15 protein-coding genes are annotated in these 16141 nt (G+C 59.1%); 6 read left to right on the top strand and 9 right to left on the bottom strand.

Annotation, left to right across the window (positions count from 1 at the left end; genetic code table 11):
• Window positions 1-2 precede the first annotated feature (2 nt).
• Both fabF and K5D32_RS15085 read left to right on the top strand, forming a co-directional pair.
• Window positions 3-1301: a beta-ketoacyl-ACP synthase II gene (gene fabF / locus K5D32_RS15080; RefSeq protein ID WP_221600809.1), complete on the top strand. Its 1299-nt coding sequence runs from the start codon at window positions 3-5 to the stop codon at window positions 1299-1301.
• An 83-nt stretch (window positions 1302-1384) separates the two neighbouring features.
• Window positions 1385-1969 (top strand): flavin reductase family protein, encoded by a 585-nt coding sequence (locus K5D32_RS15085; RefSeq protein WP_221600811.1) that lies wholly within the window; start codon window positions 1385-1387, stop codon window positions 1967-1969.
• A 41-nt stretch (window positions 1970-2010) separates the two neighbouring features.
• Here K5D32_RS15085 and K5D32_RS15090 read toward each other — a convergent pair whose 3' ends face one another.
• Window positions 2011-3402 (bottom strand): aldehyde dehydrogenase family protein, encoded by a 1392-nt coding sequence (locus tag K5D32_RS15090; protein WP_221600813.1) that lies wholly within the window; start codon window positions 3400-3402, stop codon window positions 2011-2013.
• 102 nt (window positions 3403-3504) lie between these two features.
• On the opposite strand from K5D32_RS15090, the gene ptrR reads away from it, so the two are divergent.
• The 4 genes from ptrR (at window position 3505) to K5D32_RS15110 (ending at window position 6076) form a co-directional block, all read left to right on the top strand.
• On the top strand, window positions 3505-4392 hold the full coding sequence (gene ptrR / locus K5D32_RS15095; RefSeq protein ID WP_221600815.1) for a putrescine utilization regulator PtrR: 888 nt from the start codon (window positions 3505-3507) through the stop codon (window positions 4390-4392).
• Between the two features lie 65 nt (window positions 4393-4457).
• A complete protein-coding gene (locus K5D32_RS15100; protein WP_221600818.1) occupies window positions 4458-5162 on the top strand; it encodes an alpha/beta fold hydrolase in 705 nt (234 codons plus the stop codon).
• Between the two features lie 163 nt (window positions 5163-5325).
• Window positions 5326-5721, top strand: a complete 396-nt coding sequence (locus K5D32_RS15105; protein ID WP_221577810.1) for a DUF4280 domain-containing protein — start codon at window positions 5326-5328, stop codon at window positions 5719-5721.
• A 22-nt stretch (window positions 5722-5743) separates the two neighbouring features.
• Window positions 5744-6076 (top strand): hypothetical protein, encoded by a 333-nt coding sequence (locus tag K5D32_RS15110; RefSeq protein WP_221577809.1) that lies wholly within the window; start codon window positions 5744-5746, stop codon window positions 6074-6076.
• Here K5D32_RS15110 and K5D32_RS15115 read toward each other — a convergent pair whose 3' ends face one another.
• The 8 genes from K5D32_RS15115 to K5D32_RS15150 all read right to left on the bottom strand — a co-directional run bounded on the left by K5D32_RS15115 (window position 6077) and on the right by K5D32_RS15150 (window position 16084).
• Window positions 6077-6622, bottom strand: a complete 546-nt coding sequence (locus K5D32_RS15115; protein ID WP_221592822.1) for a toxin-antitoxin system YwqK family antitoxin — start codon at window positions 6620-6622, stop codon at window positions 6077-6079. It lies immediately after the preceding gene.
• Window positions 6623-6633: 11 nt separating this feature from the next.
• The gene (tssI, locus tag K5D32_RS15120) at window positions 6634-8640 is read right to left on the bottom strand and encodes a type VI secretion system tip protein VgrG (protein ID WP_221600820.1); all 2007 of its coding nucleotides are present in this window, start codon (window positions 8638-8640) and stop codon (window positions 6634-6636) included.
• A 237-nt stretch (window positions 8641-8877) separates the two neighbouring features.
• Window positions 8878-9747 carry a hypothetical protein gene (locus tag K5D32_RS15125; protein ID WP_221577806.1) on the bottom strand — a complete coding sequence of 290 codons (870 nt, stop codon included), beginning with the start codon at window positions 9745-9747 and terminating at the stop codon, window positions 8878-8880.
• A 47-nt stretch (window positions 9748-9794) separates the two neighbouring features.
• Window positions 9795-12356, bottom strand: a complete 2562-nt coding sequence (gene tssH, locus K5D32_RS15130; RefSeq protein WP_221600822.1) for a type VI secretion system ATPase TssH — start codon at window positions 12354-12356, stop codon at window positions 9795-9797.
• Window positions 12357-12358: 2 nt separating this feature from the next.
• On the bottom strand, window positions 12359-13378 hold the full coding sequence (tssG, locus tag K5D32_RS15135; RefSeq protein WP_198725911.1) for a type VI secretion system baseplate subunit TssG: 1020 nt from the start codon (window positions 13376-13378) through the stop codon (window positions 12359-12361).
• Entirely contained in the window at window positions 13342-15138 is a 1797-nt protein-coding gene (tssF, locus tag K5D32_RS15140; protein WP_221600824.1) for a type VI secretion system baseplate subunit TssF, read from the bottom strand. The genes tssG and tssF overlap by 37 nt, the downstream gene beginning before the upstream one ends.
• Window positions 15122-15571: a type VI secretion system baseplate subunit TssE gene (gene tssE / locus K5D32_RS15145; protein ID WP_221577802.1), complete on the bottom strand. Its 450-nt coding sequence runs from the start codon at window positions 15569-15571 to the stop codon at window positions 15122-15124. Before tssE ends, tssF begins: the two co-directional genes overlap by 17 nt.
• A gap of 15 nt (window positions 15572-15586) precedes the next feature.
• On the bottom strand, window positions 15587-16084 hold the full coding sequence (locus K5D32_RS15150; protein WP_117164857.1) for an Hcp family type VI secretion system effector: 498 nt from the start codon (window positions 16082-16084) through the stop codon (window positions 15587-15589).
• Window positions 16085-16141: the final 57 nt, after the last annotated feature.

A 16141-nucleotide genomic window follows, 5' to 3' on the forward strand; every position in this document is an offset into this window, starting at 1 on the left:
GAATGACTGATTTCACGGCTCAAAAACGAATCGTAGTGACGGGTGTCGGGATTGTCGGGCCACTGGGATGTGGCGTGGAGGAGGTCTGGAAAAGACTGCTGGCAGGACAGTCCGGCATTCGCAACCTGGCGCAGGACATCACCGAGGGCACAGGTGTTGCGGTAGGCGGGCAGGTGCCGTCGCTGGAGGAAGACGCTATTGCGGGTTATGACCCGGACCGTCTCATTTCGGCCAAGGACCGCAAGAAAATGGATCGCTTCATCGAGTTTGCGCTGGTGGCCGCCCATGAGGCGCTGGAACAGGCAGACTGGCACCCGACCGATGAAGCAGAGCAACAGCGTACAGCGACCATCATTGCATCGGGCGTGGGTGGTTTCGGTGCCATCGCCGATGCCGTCAGGACCACTGATGCCCGTGGCCCTCGCAGGCTGTCGCCATTCACCGCACCGTCCTTTCTGGCCAATATGGCAGCGGGGCATGTTTCCATCAGGCACGGTTTCAAAGGTCCGCTCGGCGCGCCGGTGACCGCTTGCGCAGCAGGCGTGCAAGCCATTGGCGACGCGGCAAGACTGATCAGGAGCGGTGAGGCCGATATCGCTATTTGCGGTGGGACAGAGGCCGCGATTGATCGAGTGACCCTGGGCTGCTTTGCCGCAGCTCGTGCCCTGTCCACCGGGTTTGCCGGGCAGCCGCAGGAAGCCTCGCGCCCCTTTGATCGTGCCCGTGATGGCTTTGTCATGTCCGAAGGTGCCGGGCTGTTGGTCATCGAGTCTCTTGAGCACGCCCTGGCACGTGGTGCCACGCCGCTGGCGGAACTGGTGGGCTATGGCACCAGCGCCGATGCCTATCATCTGACGGCTGGTCCTGAGGATGGCGGCGGAGCACGGCGCGCCATGCAGCAGGCTTTGAAACAGGCCGGTTTGAGTCCTGATGAGGTTCAGCACATCAACGCCCACGCCACCTCGACTCAAGTGGGCGACAAGGGCGAGCTGGCCGCCATCCGCTCGGTGTTTGGTGCCGGATCTGGTGTGGCGATCACCTCGACCAAGTCTGCTATCGGGCATTTGCTGGGTGCGGCGGGCGGCATTGAGGCCATCTTTACGGTATTGGCGCTGCGTGATCAGATCGTGCCGCCCACGCTGAACTTGAATCAACCGGATGAGGCGGCAGACGGGCTTGACCTTGTCGGCCTGACCGCCCGCAAACTACCGCTGACCCATGCGCTATCGAATGGCTTCGGCTTTGGTGGTGTGAATGCCAGCGTCGTTTTCCGTCGTTGGGAGCCGTCAGCGCGAGGATGAACAAGGTTATCGATTGGTCCTACAGAAATGCTTCTTAGTCAGTAGAATGCGCCTTTGCGCTTGCCCGTTCTGAAGGAGTTTTCGTGGATAACCGTATTCGCCCAGTCGATCTGGAAAAGGCCTACAGATTGATCAATCACGGTCCTGCCGTGCTGGTTTCCTCCAGCCATGGCGGGACGCATAACGTCATGTCAGCTTCATGGGCCTGTGCCCTGGACTTTTCTCCGCCCAAGGTCACGATGGTCATCGACAAGATGACCAGAACCCGTGGGCTTGTCGAAAAGAGCGGTTACTTCGCTCTGCAGGTGCCGACGGTGGAGCAGGTGCAACAGGTCTATGACGTGGGCACACAAAGTCTGAGCTTTATGCCGGACAAGCTGGAAAAGTCCGGCGTCGAGCTGTTTCGTATCGAAGGGCATGATACGCCGCTGGTGGCGGGTTGCTCGGCCTGGCTGATCTGCAAGCTCATACCCGAGCCCCATAACCAGCAGACTTATGACCTGTTCATCGGTGAAGTGGTGGCGGCCTGGGCCGATGAGCGAGCCTTCAAGGATGGTCATTGGGCATTTGAGACGGCTGATCCTCGCTGGCGCAGCCTGCACTACATCGCTGGCGGGACTTTTTATGCTATCGGCGATCTGATTCGGGTGGAGAGTGACGAGGAATAACAGGCGGTAGAAAAGGGGAGCGCAAGGCTCCCCTGAATCCATCAGCAGCGATCCAGCCAGACGGTTTTTGCGTTGCAGAACTCACGCACCCCGAAGTGTGAAAGCTCACGACCAAAGCCGCTTTTCTTCACACCGCCAAAGGCAACGCGCGGGTCGGAGGCGCAATAGCCATTGATGAACACACCGCCTGTTTCCAGCTCGTCAGCCAATTGCTCAGCCAGTTCGACGTTGCGGCTATAGATGGTCGAAGTCAGGCCGAACTCGCTGTCGTTGGCCAGCTCCAGCGCATGCCTGGCATCGCGGGCGGTGATGATCGACGCCACCGGGCCGAACAATTCCTCTCTGAAAGACGTCATCTGATCGGTGACATCGCTCAGCACTGTGGGCTCATAGAAGTTGCCAGCGCCTTCGGCCTTTTTACCGCCCAGCAGTAAGGTCGCACCTTCGGCGAGAGTCGCTTGCACCTGCTGGTCCAGTTCGTCACGCAAATCGAAACGGGCCATGGGGCCGATGTAAGTCTCAGGGCTCGATGGATCGCCCACTGCCAGCAGGCGAGTGGCTTCGACGAACTTGCGGGTGAAGGCTTTGACAACGCCCTGCTCGACGATCAGGCGCTTGGCGGCTGCACAGACTTGTCCGGTGTTCTGATAACGACCGATCACGGCGGCTTTCACGGCTTCGTCCAGGTCGGCATCGTCGAGCACAATAAAGGGATCGGAGCCGCCCAGTTCCAGTACGCATTTCTTCAACGCTGCACCCGCTTGTGCTCCAATCGCCGTCCCGGCACGTACGCTGCCGGTCAGTGTCACGGCAGCAATGCGCTTGTCGGCAATGGCGCGGGATACGCCTTCCTGGGCCACGTTGATTACTTCAAACACACCTTGCGGGAAACCGGCCTGTTGCAGTGCGTCGCGTATCAGGTAGGCGCAGCCCATCACGTTGGGCGCATGTTTGAGCACGTAAGTGTTGCCGGCAAGCAGGACCGGAACAGCACCGCGCAGCACCTGCCAGACCGGGAAGTTCCACGGCATCACAGCCAGGATCGGGCCAAGCGGGCGGTACTCGATACGCGCCTTGTTGTTCTCGACCAGTGTCGGTTCCGGAGCAAGCATGGCCGGGCCATGGCTGGCGTACCACTCGCAAAGCTGCGCGCATTTTTCGATTTCGCCACGGGCTTGAGCAATGGGCTTGCCCATTTCCCGGGTGATCATCTGCGCCATTGCGGCGGCGTTGTTGCGTAATGCCTTGCCTAGCGCAATCAGCAGTTGAGCGCGTTCATCGACCGTCTTGCGTTTCCACAGCTCATAACCGTCAGTTGCGCGAGAAAGCGCAGCATCCAGTGCCAAGTCGGATTCAAACGTATAGTGGCCGATCTGTTCGCCGTTGGCCGGGTTGATCGAGATTGCATGGGTGTGGCTGGAAATCTGTGTCATGACGCCATCCTCTTGTGGGTGGGAATGGGGCCAGAGTATCGTCGTGCTATGCTTCGCGAAACTGAATAATAATGATCGTATCGTTCACGTTTGGAGAATGAATTGGATCTTGTCCAGCTTGAAATATTCAAGGCCGTTGCCGAGCAGGGCAGCATCAGCGCCGCCGCGCAGCACATCCATCGGGTGCCCTCGAACCTGACCACGCGCATCAAGCAACTGGAAAGCGATCTGGGTGTCGAGTTGTTCATACGTGAAAAGCATCGCTTGCGCCTGTCACCGGCTGGCTGGAATTTTCTGGACTACGCCCGGCGCATTCTGGCGTTGGTGGAAGAGGCCCGCATGGCTATTTCCGGTGAAGAGCCCCAAGGCCCGTTTTCCCTGGGCTCGCTGGAAAGTACGGCGGCGGTGCGTATTCCGGCGTTGCTGGCGGCCTATAACCAGCAATACGCCAAGGTCGAGCTAGACCTGTCCACGGGGCCATCCGGCACCATGATCGATGGCGTGTTGTCTGGCCGTCTGGTGGCGGCGTTCGTGGATGGACCGGTGCTGCATCCGGCGCTGGAAGGCGTGCCGGTCTTCGAGGAAGAGATGGTGATCATCGCACCGCTCAACCATGCTCCCGTCACCCGAGGTCTGGATGTGAACGGTGAAAGTATCTACGCCTTCCGCGCCAACTGCTCGTATCGCCATCACTTCGAGAGCTGGTTTACCGAAGACGCCGCAGTGCCGGGCAAGATCTACGAAATGGAGTCCTACCACGGCATGCTGGCCTGTGTCAGCGCGGGTGCTGGCCTGGCATTGATGCCACGCAGCATGCTCGAAAGCATGCCTGGCTGCACCACTGTGAGTATCTGGCCGCTGTCCGAGAAATTCCGTTTTCTGCAGACCTGGCTGGTGTGGCGCAGAGGCACGGTTTCTCAGAGTCTTACGCGGTTTGTGGAGTTGCTGGAGGCGCGTGGAGGGCCTGCTGACAGTAAAGTGCCCCAATGATGTGCCGAATGGGGCCCGGAAGATGTCATGTATGAGTATTTTTCTTTTGCCCCAGGAGAGCCACGTTGGCTTGCAATAACATTCCTCTCGTTCTTTTGCCCGGCTTGCTGAACGATGAGCGACTTTGGGCTCATCAAGTGGCGGCCTTCGAGCCTTCCCGCAGGGTTTTCGTTGCAGACCTGGCCCAGGACGACAGCATCGCGCAAATGGCCCGACGCACGCTGGACGAGGCTCCGCCATTTTTTGCTCTGTCGGCCTTGTCGATGGGCGGGTATGTGGCCATGGAAATCATGCGCCAGGCTCCCGAGCGGGTGGTGGCGCTGGCGTTGTTCGACACCATGGTCCGGCCAGACAGCGAGGATCGGGCCAGAGTCAGGCGTGGCCTGCTGGAGCTGGCGCAACTGGGCAAGTTCATGGGTGTAACGCCTCACTTGCTGCCGCGTATCATTCATACCCGTTGCATAGGCACTGCCGCTGCACAACAGGTCATGGACATGGCGCAGACCATTGGCAGGGAAGGTTTCATCCGCCAGCAGCAAGCGATCATCGAGCGTCAGGACTACAGTTCGCTTCTGGGGACGATCAGCGTGCCGACCCTGATCGTCGTTGGCGAGAATGACGAAATAACACCTCTGGCAGAATCGGAGTTCACCCATCGGGGTATTGCCGGTTCGCGTCTGGTTGTCCTTGCCGAGTGCGGGCATTTGCCGCCTCTGGAATATCCGCAGCGTACAACCGAGCTATTGCAGGAGTGGCTGACAGAGGTTTGAACTCTGTGGGAGCGGACTCATCCGCGAAGACGTCAGCACAGCCAATGAATATTTTCATCTGGAATACCGCTTCGTGAATGAATTCACTCCTACCGGGGGTGGATTGGCAGGCTGATGGCTGTGCGCTATTTTGTTCCTCTGATTTCCCCGAAGGTATCTGTCGATGTCATGCCCGCAAGTCTGTGCCGGTGCCACGTTGCAATGCAGCTTCGGCGCGGCACCTACCGTTTTGAACGTGTTGCCGACCAATCGCGTGCTGACCAGCAGTATGCCGGCGGCGACCATCATGGATCATATCCCGTTGGTCAACATTCCCACCTTCGGAATGTGCATGAGCACGGCCAACCCCATGGTGATCGCGGCCACGGCAGCAGCATTGGGCGTGCTCACGCCCATGCCTTGCATACCCGCAACGGCCTCGCCATGGATTCCGGGCGGTGCGCCAACGGTGTTATTGGGCGGCATGCCGGCCATTGATTCCAACAGCATGCTGATGTGCAACTGGGCCGGGCTGATCAAGATTGTGATGCCGGGGCAGGTGCAGATGTTGATTCCCTGAGGCGTTATCCAAGGACGATTTGATGTTTGCTGTGCTTTCGATTGTTTTAAATACGTTGTCCCTGACCCTTGCTTCTCGAATGATGAATATCGCTCTCGGTATTATCCCGGCGATACTGGTTGCGGCGTTTTCCCATGGGATGGGTGCTGTTCTTGATGGCCTCGACAAGCCTTTGTATATCGTCGGAATCATCATCGGCCTGTTGATTTACTTTGCAGGGTTGAAACGGTTCACCGGCGAAAATACCTGGACCTTGGTCAAGTTGACGGTTGTCTGGATAATTCTGGGTGTTGTGATTGCGCAGGCCTTCTTCAAGGTACTCGAACTGTCCTTTGCGTTTTACCTGAGATCCTGATCAGGACTGCGCAGGCGACACATTATTCATCCACCACCAGCGCAGGCGTGAAACCGGTTTGCCCTTGGCGTCCAGTGGGCGGCCGTCATCGGCGAATTGTTGTTCCTGATCCAGCAACTGGCCATTCAGGTAGCGGGCCTTGAAGGAGGCTTGGCCGTTGGTGTGGAAACGCTGATAAAGCCCATCGCGTACTCCGTCCTTGTAGTGCTCCAGTTCCGCCAGTTGCCCGTCAGGGTAATGAATGCTGGCCTCGCCATGCAGCAGGCCCATGCGATACGTGGCCCGACGCTGCAACAGGCCTTCGGGGGAATAGAAGTTCGCGATGCCATGCAGCTTATCGTTCACATAAGGCAGTTGCGCGGAAATCCGGCCATTGGGGTGATAGGTGAGGCTCATGCCCTGCAACTCGCCCTGGCTGTAATTCAGATTGGCCAGCGGACGGTTGTCTTTTTCGATTCGCAGCGGCCCGTCCAGCTGGCCGTCGTTGAGGCGTCCGGCCAGTTGTGCATCACCGCTTTGTACATCCACTGTTTCAGTCTTGGCCATGGCTCAGGATCTCAATTGACTTGCACCAGACCGCCCTTGATGGTCAGCATGCCGCCGCCATCCACGGTCTGTGAAGCGGCGGCCTTGTTGGTCAGGCTGATACCCGCGTCGTTGGTCAGGGTCGTGCCGGCCTTGTTTTCCAGCGATGTCCCCGCCTGATTGGTCAGGGCCGTTCCCGCCTTCTGGGTGATCGAAGTGCTGGCCTGCACGGCCAGATCGGCACCGCTCTTGATCGTGAAACTGCCGCCGCTTTCCAGGGTGATGGTGCCGCTGACCTTGAGGGTCAGGTTGCCGTCCACGGTCAGGCTGTAATTGCCTGTGACCTTGTCGGTGTAGTTGCCGCCGGTGCTGTGGGTCTGGTCGCCGCCGACCTTGACGGTGCGCGTGTCCTTCACATCCAGGGTGTCGCTGCCGGTCTGGAGGGTGACGCTGCGCTTGCCCTTTTCCAGGGTGACGGTTTCATCGCCTTCCTTGACGGTTCGGGTGCGTGCGTTCTGTACGGTCAGGGTTTCATCGTGGCCGACGGTGACTGTGGTGTCGTTGAGCACATTGGTCTTGAAGTCCTTCTGGGCTTGCAGAAAGACTTCTTCGGCGTCCTTCTTGTCCTCGAAGCGCAGTTCGTTGAAACCGCCGCCGCCCTTGGACGAGTTGGTCTTGATCCCCGATTGCGTCTGGTTGGCGGGCAAGGCATAGGGCAGGGCGTTGTCGCCGTTGTACACGCAACCGCTGACCAATGGCCGATCGGGGTCGCCGTCGATAAAGGTGACGATCACTTCCTGACCGATGCGCGGCACGAACTGCATACCGAAACCCTTGCCGGTCCAGGGCAGTACCACGCGCACCCAGCAGGAACTGGTTTCATCGCTCTTGCCGTCGCGGTCCCACGGGAACTGGATCTTGATCCGGCCATATTCGTCGGTCCAGATTTCCTCGCCGGATTTGCCGACCACCGTCGCTGTTTGAGTGTGCATGCGCGGTTTGGGCGTCACCCGCGCAGGCCGAAAGGTCGTGGCCTTGGGGATGGCCTCGAAGCGGTTGCGATAGCCTTCATGACTGGCTTCGTGAGTAACTGCCGTCACCACCCAGTCGATATTCAGGGTCGCATCGTCATGGCCGCTCAGGGTGAAAAAATGCCCTGGCACCAGCCAGCGACAGTCGCTTTCACCGACAAAACGTTTCTCTTGGCTGCGCAGCCCATCGACTCGTTGCTTGGTCAGTGCATCGCCCCGCGCCTTGGCGATATAACCGCCCGGATGCTCATACATCGACAACGCCCCGGCCTTGGCTTCAGCCTTGCTGTAAAGCGAAGTGGTAGGCGTGGTGAATTCGTAATCCGACGCCGAATACACCCCGGAAACCGCCTGCAATACCAATTGCCCGGAACGAATCCCGTGCAGTTCCCTATTGCCCATTCCCTGGCCCAGATACTTCACCGCCGGCCCGTTGGGAATCGCCGGAAACGCATCGTTGTTGTCCGCCAGCACCAGCGTGTGCTTGCCTTCCTCATGGGTGAAAAACCAGAAAATCCCTTCCTCTTCCAGCAGGCGCGACACAAACGCAAAGTCGGTTTCGCCATACTGCACGCAATACTCACGCGGCGTATAGCTGCCGGTCAGCGACAGCTTGTGATCGCTGAAACCGTGGTCAGTGAAGATCGACGTCACGATGTCCGACGTGGAGAGGTTCTGAAATACCCGGTTATTGCTCGCCAGCGTCAGCCACCACAACCATGGGCGCAACAACACCTGATACCGATCTGCCGTGGCGTCGGCTGGAAGCTGACGGATTTCCGCAACCAACGCATCCATCGGTCGCAGCATCGCATCGTTATGCAACGTCGCGGTGACGTGAGTGGCGATTGCAGAAGTCAGCGTCAACGCAGTGTCGGCCTGACCATGCAGGAAATACTGCCCCAGCGCATTGAGGGATTCCTCGCCGCTGATGACGTCTGGATACAGCTCGGTGAGGGCTGAGCCGGTCAGAGAGAGGCTGGTTGTGGTGTCGGTGGAGCGGGGCATTCTTTCATCTCAAGTAGATATTGCTGAATAGCAGGACTTCAGCGTAATGCTTTATACGAAAAGTACATAGCTCAATCAACGCATGTAAGATATCAAAATTGATAGAAAACGGGATTCAATGATGCTCGGTTTCCCTCAATTCAACAGATTATTACAGATGTGGTTTTTGGTGTTTTTGCCATGATGTCTTTACTCATGCTCAGGGGGGCTATTCGTTGTTAATGGAAAATATTGTTGTCAGCCTTTCTTGCTTTTTGTTCTGTTGCAGAACGAGCATGAAGGTACCAGATTGTTTCCGCTGTGGATTATTTTCCATAGAGGGCTTTGGCTGTTGACTTGATGTTTGGTGCTTCCAATCCCTTTGCTGACATGAAAGGCGTTCATGTCGTCGAACAGGTGAATCAGCATTGCAATATCTTTGAAGGCTATCGTACTCTTGTTCTCGTTGAAATTTTCCTCTCTCATATTCAGATAGTTATGGAATGCAGATGCGTCGTCTATAAAACCATTAGTGTTGGCATGGGTTTTAGGATTCCACTTTGCAACATGGTTAGCTCGCCGATCAGCATGGTTGGTGTTCTGATGATTTGTGCCGCCGAGTAAGCGCAAGAATTTTATCAGTGCCATTTCTGGCTTGGTTTGTGCCTTGATGTGGTCGATTTCCATCGTCCAGGCAGGGTACACAAACCCACACCAGTAGCAGTTGAAAGCCTTGATGTTCTCTTGGGTGGCTGCCGATTTATCAGCGCCGGGGACCCGTAAGATAACAGAGTCGAAAACATACTGATTAAGCCAGTTCTGGTCCAGCTTGATTTTTGTGTAGTCGATCGAAGTAGAAAATGGAGTGTTGTGGACTGCCAGGCTCGTACGGTACCCATTAGTCAAGTAGGCAGTGGTCATGCTTGAAATGTTTAGTGGGGCAAGCGTTTGGATATTATCGCCTTGCCTGCGTTTTACTTCGTAGTTACCGCCGCCTAGATTCTTGATCTGGGTATGGCTGCCTGTGCCTGTCAGGATCATGTAGTCTTTGCCAAACTCGGTGATTTTTCCGTTCCAGCCGTTGTCCAGTACGGAGATGGACGCGAGGTCAAAGGTAATGGTCGTCATATCGATTTTCAATCTTCAATAATGGTAAACAGAAAGAAGGGGGTTATTCACTCCAACACCCACTCCGCCAACTTCCCCGTCACCTGCTTCATCAGCACATTCTCAATATCCCTCGCCCCAGCCCCACTGCATTTCGCCAGCACGGCCTTCACAATCCCGTTATCAAAATCAAACTGTTTACCCGTCGCGGCCTTGTACCGGCCGCGCAGTTTCTCCAGCTTGGCCAGCACGATTCCTTCCAGCGTCCCTTCATCCAGCGGGCGATAAGGCACCACGGTCATGCGCGCAAGAAAGGCAGGGCGGAAGGCTTGTAGCAGGACTTTGTGCAGGCGTTCGTTGAACGGGTCGCTGTCGAGTTCGGCGGTCGGTGTGTCGAGGATCAGTTCGGCGCCGACGTTGCTGGTGGCGAGCATGACGGTGTTCTTGAAGTCCACCACCAGGCCGGTGCCGTCTTCCATGACGCCTTTGTCGAAGACGTTATAGAAAGCTTCCAGTACGTCCGGGTGGGCTTTTTCGATTTCGTCCAGCAGCACCACGGAATAGGGTTTGCGGCGTACGGCTTCGGTCAGCACGCCGCCGGTGCCGTAACCCACATAACCGGGTGGCGCGCCTTTAAGCTGGCTGACGGTGTGGGCTTCCTGGTACTCGGAAAGGTTGATGCTGATCAGGTTGCGCTCGCCGCCGTACAAGGCATCGGCCAGGGCGTAGGCGGTTTCGGTCTTGCCGACGCCGGTAGGGCCGGGGAGCAGGAACACGCCCACCGGTTTCTGCGGGTCGGTCAGGCCGGCGCGGTAGGCTTGCAGGCGTTGGGCGATGGTGTCGAGGGCGGCTTTCTGGCCCATGACTCGCTGGCCCATACGCTGGCCCAGAGTTCGTACGGCATGGGCTTCGTCGGCGAGCATCTTGCCGATCGGAATGCCGGTCCAGCCTGCGATTACGGCGGCGACGGTCTTGGAGTCGACCTGTTCCGGCACCAGCGGATCGTCCTGGCGAATGGCATCCAGACCGGCTTCCAGGCGCACCAGTTCGGAGGCCAGGTAGTCGATGCGGCTGTCGGTGTCCGGGTCGCGTTTGGCGAGGTCGGTATTGGCGTCGACGCGCTCGCTCAGGGCGAGCAGTTCGCGGCGGGTTTCCAACAGCTCGCGTACGGCCTCACGCTCTTCGCCCCAGCGCACTTCCAGTTCACGGATGGCTTGCAGGTTGCTGCCCGATTCGCTTTCCAGCGTGGTGATGCGCTCCCGATGATCGAGGCCGGTGGCCTGTTCGCGACGCAGGCGTTCGAGTTCTTCTTTCAGGCTTTGCTGGCGATGGCGCAGGCTTTCCAGTGGCGGTGGCACGTCGTGCTGGCCGAGGGCGACACGGGCACAGGCGGTGTCGAGGATGCTGATGGCCTTGTCCGGCAATTGCCGCCCGGAGATGTAGCGGTGTGAGAGTTTCACCGCATCGTGAATCGCCGCGTCCAGCACTTGCACGCCATGGTGCTGTTCCAGTTTGGTCGCCACGCCACGGAGCATTTCCACGGCTGTGGCTTCGTCCGGTTCCTCCACCTGTACCAACTGGAAACGCCGGGCCAGGGCCGGGTCTTTCTCGAAATACTTCTTGTATTCCATCCAGGTGGTGGCGGCCAGGGTGCGCAGTTCGCCGCGAGCCAGCGCGGGTTTGAGCAGGTTGGCGGCGTCGCTGCCGCCTTCGGCCCCACCGGCCCCGATCAGGGTGTGGGCTTCGTCGATAAACAGGATGATCGGCTTTTCGGCGCTGCGTACCGCATCAATCACGCCTTTGAGGCGCTGCTCGAATTCGCCTTTGACACCGGCACCGGCTTGCAGCAGGCCAAGGTCGAGCACCCGAAGGCTGACATCCTGCAAGGACGGCGGCACATCACCGGCAGCAATGCGCAGCGCCAGGCCTTCGACCACGGCGGTCTTACCCACCCCCGGTGCGCCCACCAGAATCGGGTTGTTCTGGCGACGGCGCAGCAGAATGTCGATGCACTGACGGATTTCACCGTCGCGGCCCACGATGGGGTCGATGCGCCCGGCGTGGGCATCGGCGGTCAGGTCCTGGGTGTATTGGTCGAGGGTCGAGTCTTCGACAGTCTTGGTCGGAGCTTTGTCGGGCTGCCCGGGTGTTGCGATGGCGATGTGTTCGCGAGAAGACTGTGCCCATTCCTGCAAGTTGTTGCGCAGCACATCCCGAGGAATGCGCAGCAATGAGGATGCGCTGTTAAGCAGCAGGCTGCGGCGTTCATCCCGGTCCAGAAGCGCCAACAGCAACAGCCCCGAACGAATGCTTTGCTGGCCCATGACGCTGGCCTGCATCACGGTGTCTTCCAGCAGGCCGATGGTTTGCGCGGACAAGGCCGGTGTGCGGGTGCTGCCGGATTTGAACAGCTCCAGCGCCTTGTTGATTTCGGCGGTTAGCGCATCGCGTTCCAGACTGAAACGCGGCAGCAGGCAGGCAAAGTCGCCGCCTTCGATATCCAGCAGCTCCAGCAGCAGGTGCTCGATTTCAACGTAGTGATGACCCCGTTGCAGGCAGCGCTGTGCGGCGCGTTCCAGAGCGCGGCGGCTGTCGGCGTTGAGGCGTGCTATCAGGCTGCCGAGTTCCATATTCAGGCCATCTCCGCTTGGCGCAGCCGGGTATCGATACGCTGCACGTCTTGATTGGGTTTTCTACGCAAGCCACCGTTCCAGTTCAGGGTCGGCGGGTTCTCGCGATTCATGACCATCGGTTCTGCGCCTGATACCAGCAGGGTCAGCGAGCAGTCCAGATCGGGACCGAAATACAGGGCGGCCATGCTTGCCAGTTGCTGATGGGCTTCGCCGTCGGGCAGCAGGCGTCTGGCCTGTTCGTTCTGCAACGGGCCGATGGTCAGGCGAATGCCGGCATGCTCATCCCAGACGCGGGTCCCGGCAATGGCGGTACTGCCCAGTTTCAGATTGCGGCCACCGGGTTTCAGGAGGCTGCGACTGGCTGGCGGAATGCTGCGCCATGCGCCTTCGTAGGCGCTGATCTGTACCGGCAGCCCGAAATGCTGGCGCACGATGGCTGCGAAACCGGCAATCGAACGACGACCACCCGAGTACAAGGCACTGCGCGCCATGATCGCGGCGTCTGGCAGTGCCTGACGTTCCTGCAGGGATTTGGGCAGCAAGCCGGTCAGTGCGCGCAGCTGCGCCTGCACCGGGCTGGCCGAAGGCACGGAAAATCCCACCGCCACGCGATGCTTGCGCAGCACCCGATAGAGCAGGCTGAGCAGGCGATGCTGGAACAGGTCGAGAAATTCGCCTGGCGCATGATCCTTGGCGCGGGCGCGTTGTTGCAGCCATTCCTGAAAGGCGTAGGGCAACGGACCATCGGGGCCGCCCAGACCAAAGATCGGCGTCGTCAGTACCGGTTGCTGGCCGGGTTCCTGGGTCAGGTTTTCGACTTCGCTGGAGGCGAACAAGGGTGTCAGCGGGCCGCGCAGGCGGATGGCTTCGGCCTGGGGCGAGGTGCCGGTGCCCAGTGGCGAAGCCTGGGGTTGCTCGCGCTCCAGAATCAGCAAGGCCTGCAACAGCTCGAAAGCCTGTGGTTCCTTGCGCAATACCTCGCTTAGAGGGACAGGGGCATGCCGGCCTGGGGTTGCCATGTCTTGACCTCCTTGTCCGAGTTGACCAGCACCGTGCGCACGAAGCGGTTGGCGGTGGCGTAGAGCGAGAAAAATTGTGCCAGCACGGCGGAAAAGAGCACGGCGCTATTGCCGACGAAGTGTTCCGGGTCCAGTTGCAGGCTGACTTCCAGCCCGTTGCGCCAGCCGCGCCAGGCATCTTCGCCCACCTGGGCGATGACCCGCTCGCAGGTCATTTTTTGTAAACCTTCGATCTGCCGACGGGCACTGGCCTCGTCGCGCAGGTTATGCAGGCTGAGGATTTCCTTGAGGGCTTCCAGCGCCTTGGGGCCTTCCACCAGTGACAGGTGGTTGAGGTTCAGTTGCGAAATCAGCCGCCAGCGTGATTCGCCACCCAGTTGAGGGATGCTTTGTGAGCTTGGCGGGTTGATCAGGCTGGCCCTGGCCACCGGGCCGGGTCGCTCGAAACTCAGTGGAGTACCTGCGCTCAGGCTTTGGGCCAGATGGCGATTGGTGCAAAGCAGTTCGGCTGTCAGGCTGTAGTCGGGCGCATCGAGCAGCGGGTCGAAGCGGGTGTCGACCAGACTGAGCATCAGGTCGCTGCCCAGTCGGTTGGGCGTCAGGCCGCTGATGCGTCGGGCATGCCAGTAGAGGTTGCTGTCACCCAGGCTGTGCTGGCTGCCGTAATAGGCTGGCACCGGGCGTGCACCTTGAGGCGAAGCGGCGCGCATGCCACGGATGCTGTGGATCTCGACGCTGTTCTCGCGATGGCTGTCGGCAATCAGTCGGTATTCGCTTTGCGTACCGTCCGGGCGCAGTGGTTCGGAGGTGCGCGGAAAAAGGTTGATCGCCGGAGTACAGCCCAGGGCGATATCGCTGGCTTGCAGATGCAGGCGAGCCTGTGGCGCACGGTCGAAGACGATATACAGATAAAGCGTGCGACCTTCGACATGGGCCGTATTCAAGGGAATATCGAAGAAGTGGAATTTTTCCGGAAAGGCAAAATATTCGGCCAACAAACGCATGCCGGGATGTACGCCATCTTCTTCCGGCAGCAGGGCTTCGTCGTTGGCGAAACCGGCAATTTCCGGCAGGTCGCCATGAGCAACTGGCTGAGTGCCTGGCGAGCCGCTCAAGACCTTGACGGCATTTGCCCCCAGCAAGTCGTAAAGCGCGGCATTCACTACCGGCGAGGCGTCCAGATGCAGGCGCAGGTGTTCAATGCTCAGGTGTGCCCAGTCCGTTGTTTCTCCCAGGCACTCCAGACTCAGGCGCAGTGCCGAGCGGGCCTGGATCACACCGGTCAGGGCCTGTGTTTCTTCCGCATTGAGCAGTACGGCTTCGCTGATCTGAATGGGCCACAAGGTCACTTCGGCACTGGTGCGAAAGTGAATGCTTTCGCCTTTTGCAGTGGTCACGAACAAGGGCGTGTCACGGGGCAATGCATAGCCCGCTGCGAGGTTGCCTTTGCTCGGGTCCGGCTCGAACCGCACGATGCTGCACGAGGGCAGGGGCCTGATGGCCAGCGGATAAAGCTGTTCCAGCAGGGCGTTGCTGAATTCGTCGTAGTCGTCATCGAGGCGTCGTTGCAGGCGCGCAGCAAGCAGGGCGAAACCTTCCAGCAGGCGCTCCACATGCGGGTCCTGACTTTCGCCGGGAGACAGCTCCAGGCGTTTGGCGACTTTGGGGTAACGATTGGCGAATACACTGCCGGCATGCCTGAGCCAGGTCAGTTCGCGCTGGTAATAGTCGAGCAGTTGCGGGTCAATCGAATCGCTCATGGCTGACCTCCAGCCCGGCTTGCGAGGTCTGCACCGCGAATGCCACAGGCCATTCCTGACGGTCATGGCGCAGGGTGCCGCTCAGGCGTATATCCAGTTGCCGAGGGCGTCCGGGTACGGCTTGTACGTCCACACCGCTAAGGTGCAGTCGTGGCTCGAAATGAGTGATTGCTGCGCGGATTTCCCGTGTGATGCGGCGTCGGTCATCGCTGTTGCTGGCTTGCAGGGCACTCCAGTCGGCGATGCCGTAGTCGAGCAGGGTTGGTGGCGTGGTCATGTTGCGGGAGGCACGGCGGGTATTGAGCAGACGCACCAGTTCGGTCCGGACCGAGTCGGCCAGGGCCTGTCGGTCGAAAAACCTCGTGTGCTGCGTCTGCTCCTCGCTGAAAGCCAGGCGCTCGAATAGCGGCGGACGAATGCCTGTGCCTGGCATGGCGAGTTACCTTTCTCAGCTGGCTTTCTTGTTGGCGGCCAGGTCCCAGCTGGTGCCAGCCACGCCTTCCTTGGTGCCATCGTCTTTCTGGGCCGTCAGTTCCCATTTGATCTTGGTGAAGTTCAACGAAATGGTTTCCACCGGTTTGCCACCGGCACCGCCGCTGACGCTGACGTTGGACAGCACCACGTTGTCCAGGGTGTAGACAATGAACGGCATGATCTGACCGCTGCCTTCGGAGGCGTTGCGGCCAATGGTGATCTTGGCGGTGGCGATGGGCTTGCCCGCGCAGCAGTAGCTGTTGAGGTTGGGTGTGGAGCTGTCGACGAACTTGGTCAGGGTGAACTCACCGACATGGGGTTTACCCGAAGTACGTTCCGAGTTGCTGACGTCGTTGGTCACTTGCATGGCAACGTTATGGCTGTAGGACATGATTTCGATCTTGTCCGTGAAGCCTTCCAGCATGCTGTCGCCTTTAATATCGTCACCCAGATCCAGAATGATCGCATCCATCGGGTGTAACTCCTGCAAATTGGCAAAAAGAAAGTGGGGGAGAAGTCCTGCGAGCCA

Origin of the sequence: Pseudomonas cichorii, assembly GCF_019719005.1 — a bacterium.
Taxonomy (GTDB): domain Bacteria; phylum Pseudomonadota; class Gammaproteobacteria; order Pseudomonadales; family Pseudomonadaceae; genus Aquipseudomonas; species Aquipseudomonas cichorii_E.

Bases quoted from the DNA above. Each gene is read 5' to 3' on its own strand.
- fabF (WP_221600809.1), top strand. From the start codon at position 3: ATGACTGATTTCACGGCTCAAAAACGAATCGTAGTGACGGGTGTCGGG.
- K5D32_RS15090 (WP_221600813.1), bottom strand. From the start codon at position 3,402: ATGACACAGATTTCCAGCCACACCCATGCAATCTCGATCAACCCGGCC.
- K5D32_RS15105 (WP_221577810.1), top strand. From the start codon at position 5,326: ATGTCATGCCCGCAAGTCTGTGCCGGTGCCACGTTGCAATGCAGCTTC.
- K5D32_RS15110 (WP_221577809.1), top strand. From the start codon at position 5,744: ATGTTTGCTGTGCTTTCGATTGTTTTAAATACGTTGTCCCTGACCCTT.
- K5D32_RS15115 (WP_221592822.1), bottom strand. From the start codon at position 6,622: ATGGCCAAGACTGAAACAGTGGATGTACAAAGCGGTGATGCACAACTG.
- tssI (WP_221600820.1), bottom strand. From the start codon at position 8,640: ATGCCCCGCTCCACCGACACCACAACCAGCCTCTCTCTGACCGGCTCA.
- K5D32_RS15125 (WP_221577806.1), bottom strand. From the start codon at position 9,747: ATGACGACCATTACCTTTGACCTCGCGTCCATCTCCGTACTGGACAAC.
- tssH (WP_221600822.1), bottom strand. From the start codon at position 12,356: ATGGAACTCGGCAGCCTGATAGCACGCCTCAACGCCGACAGCCGCCGC.
- tssG (WP_198725911.1), bottom strand. From the start codon at position 13,378: ATGGCAACCCCAGGCCGGCATGCCCCTGTCCCTCTAAGCGAGGTATTG.
- tssF (WP_221600824.1), bottom strand. From the start codon at position 15,138: ATGAGCGATTCGATTGACCCGCAACTGCTCGACTATTACCAGCGCGAA.
- tssE (WP_221577802.1), bottom strand. From the start codon at position 15,571: ATGCCAGGCACAGGCATTCGTCCGCCGCTATTCGAGCGCCTGGCTTTC.
- K5D32_RS15150 (WP_117164857.1), bottom strand. From the start codon at position 16,084: ATGGATGCGATCATTCTGGATCTGGGTGACGATATTAAAGGCGACAGC.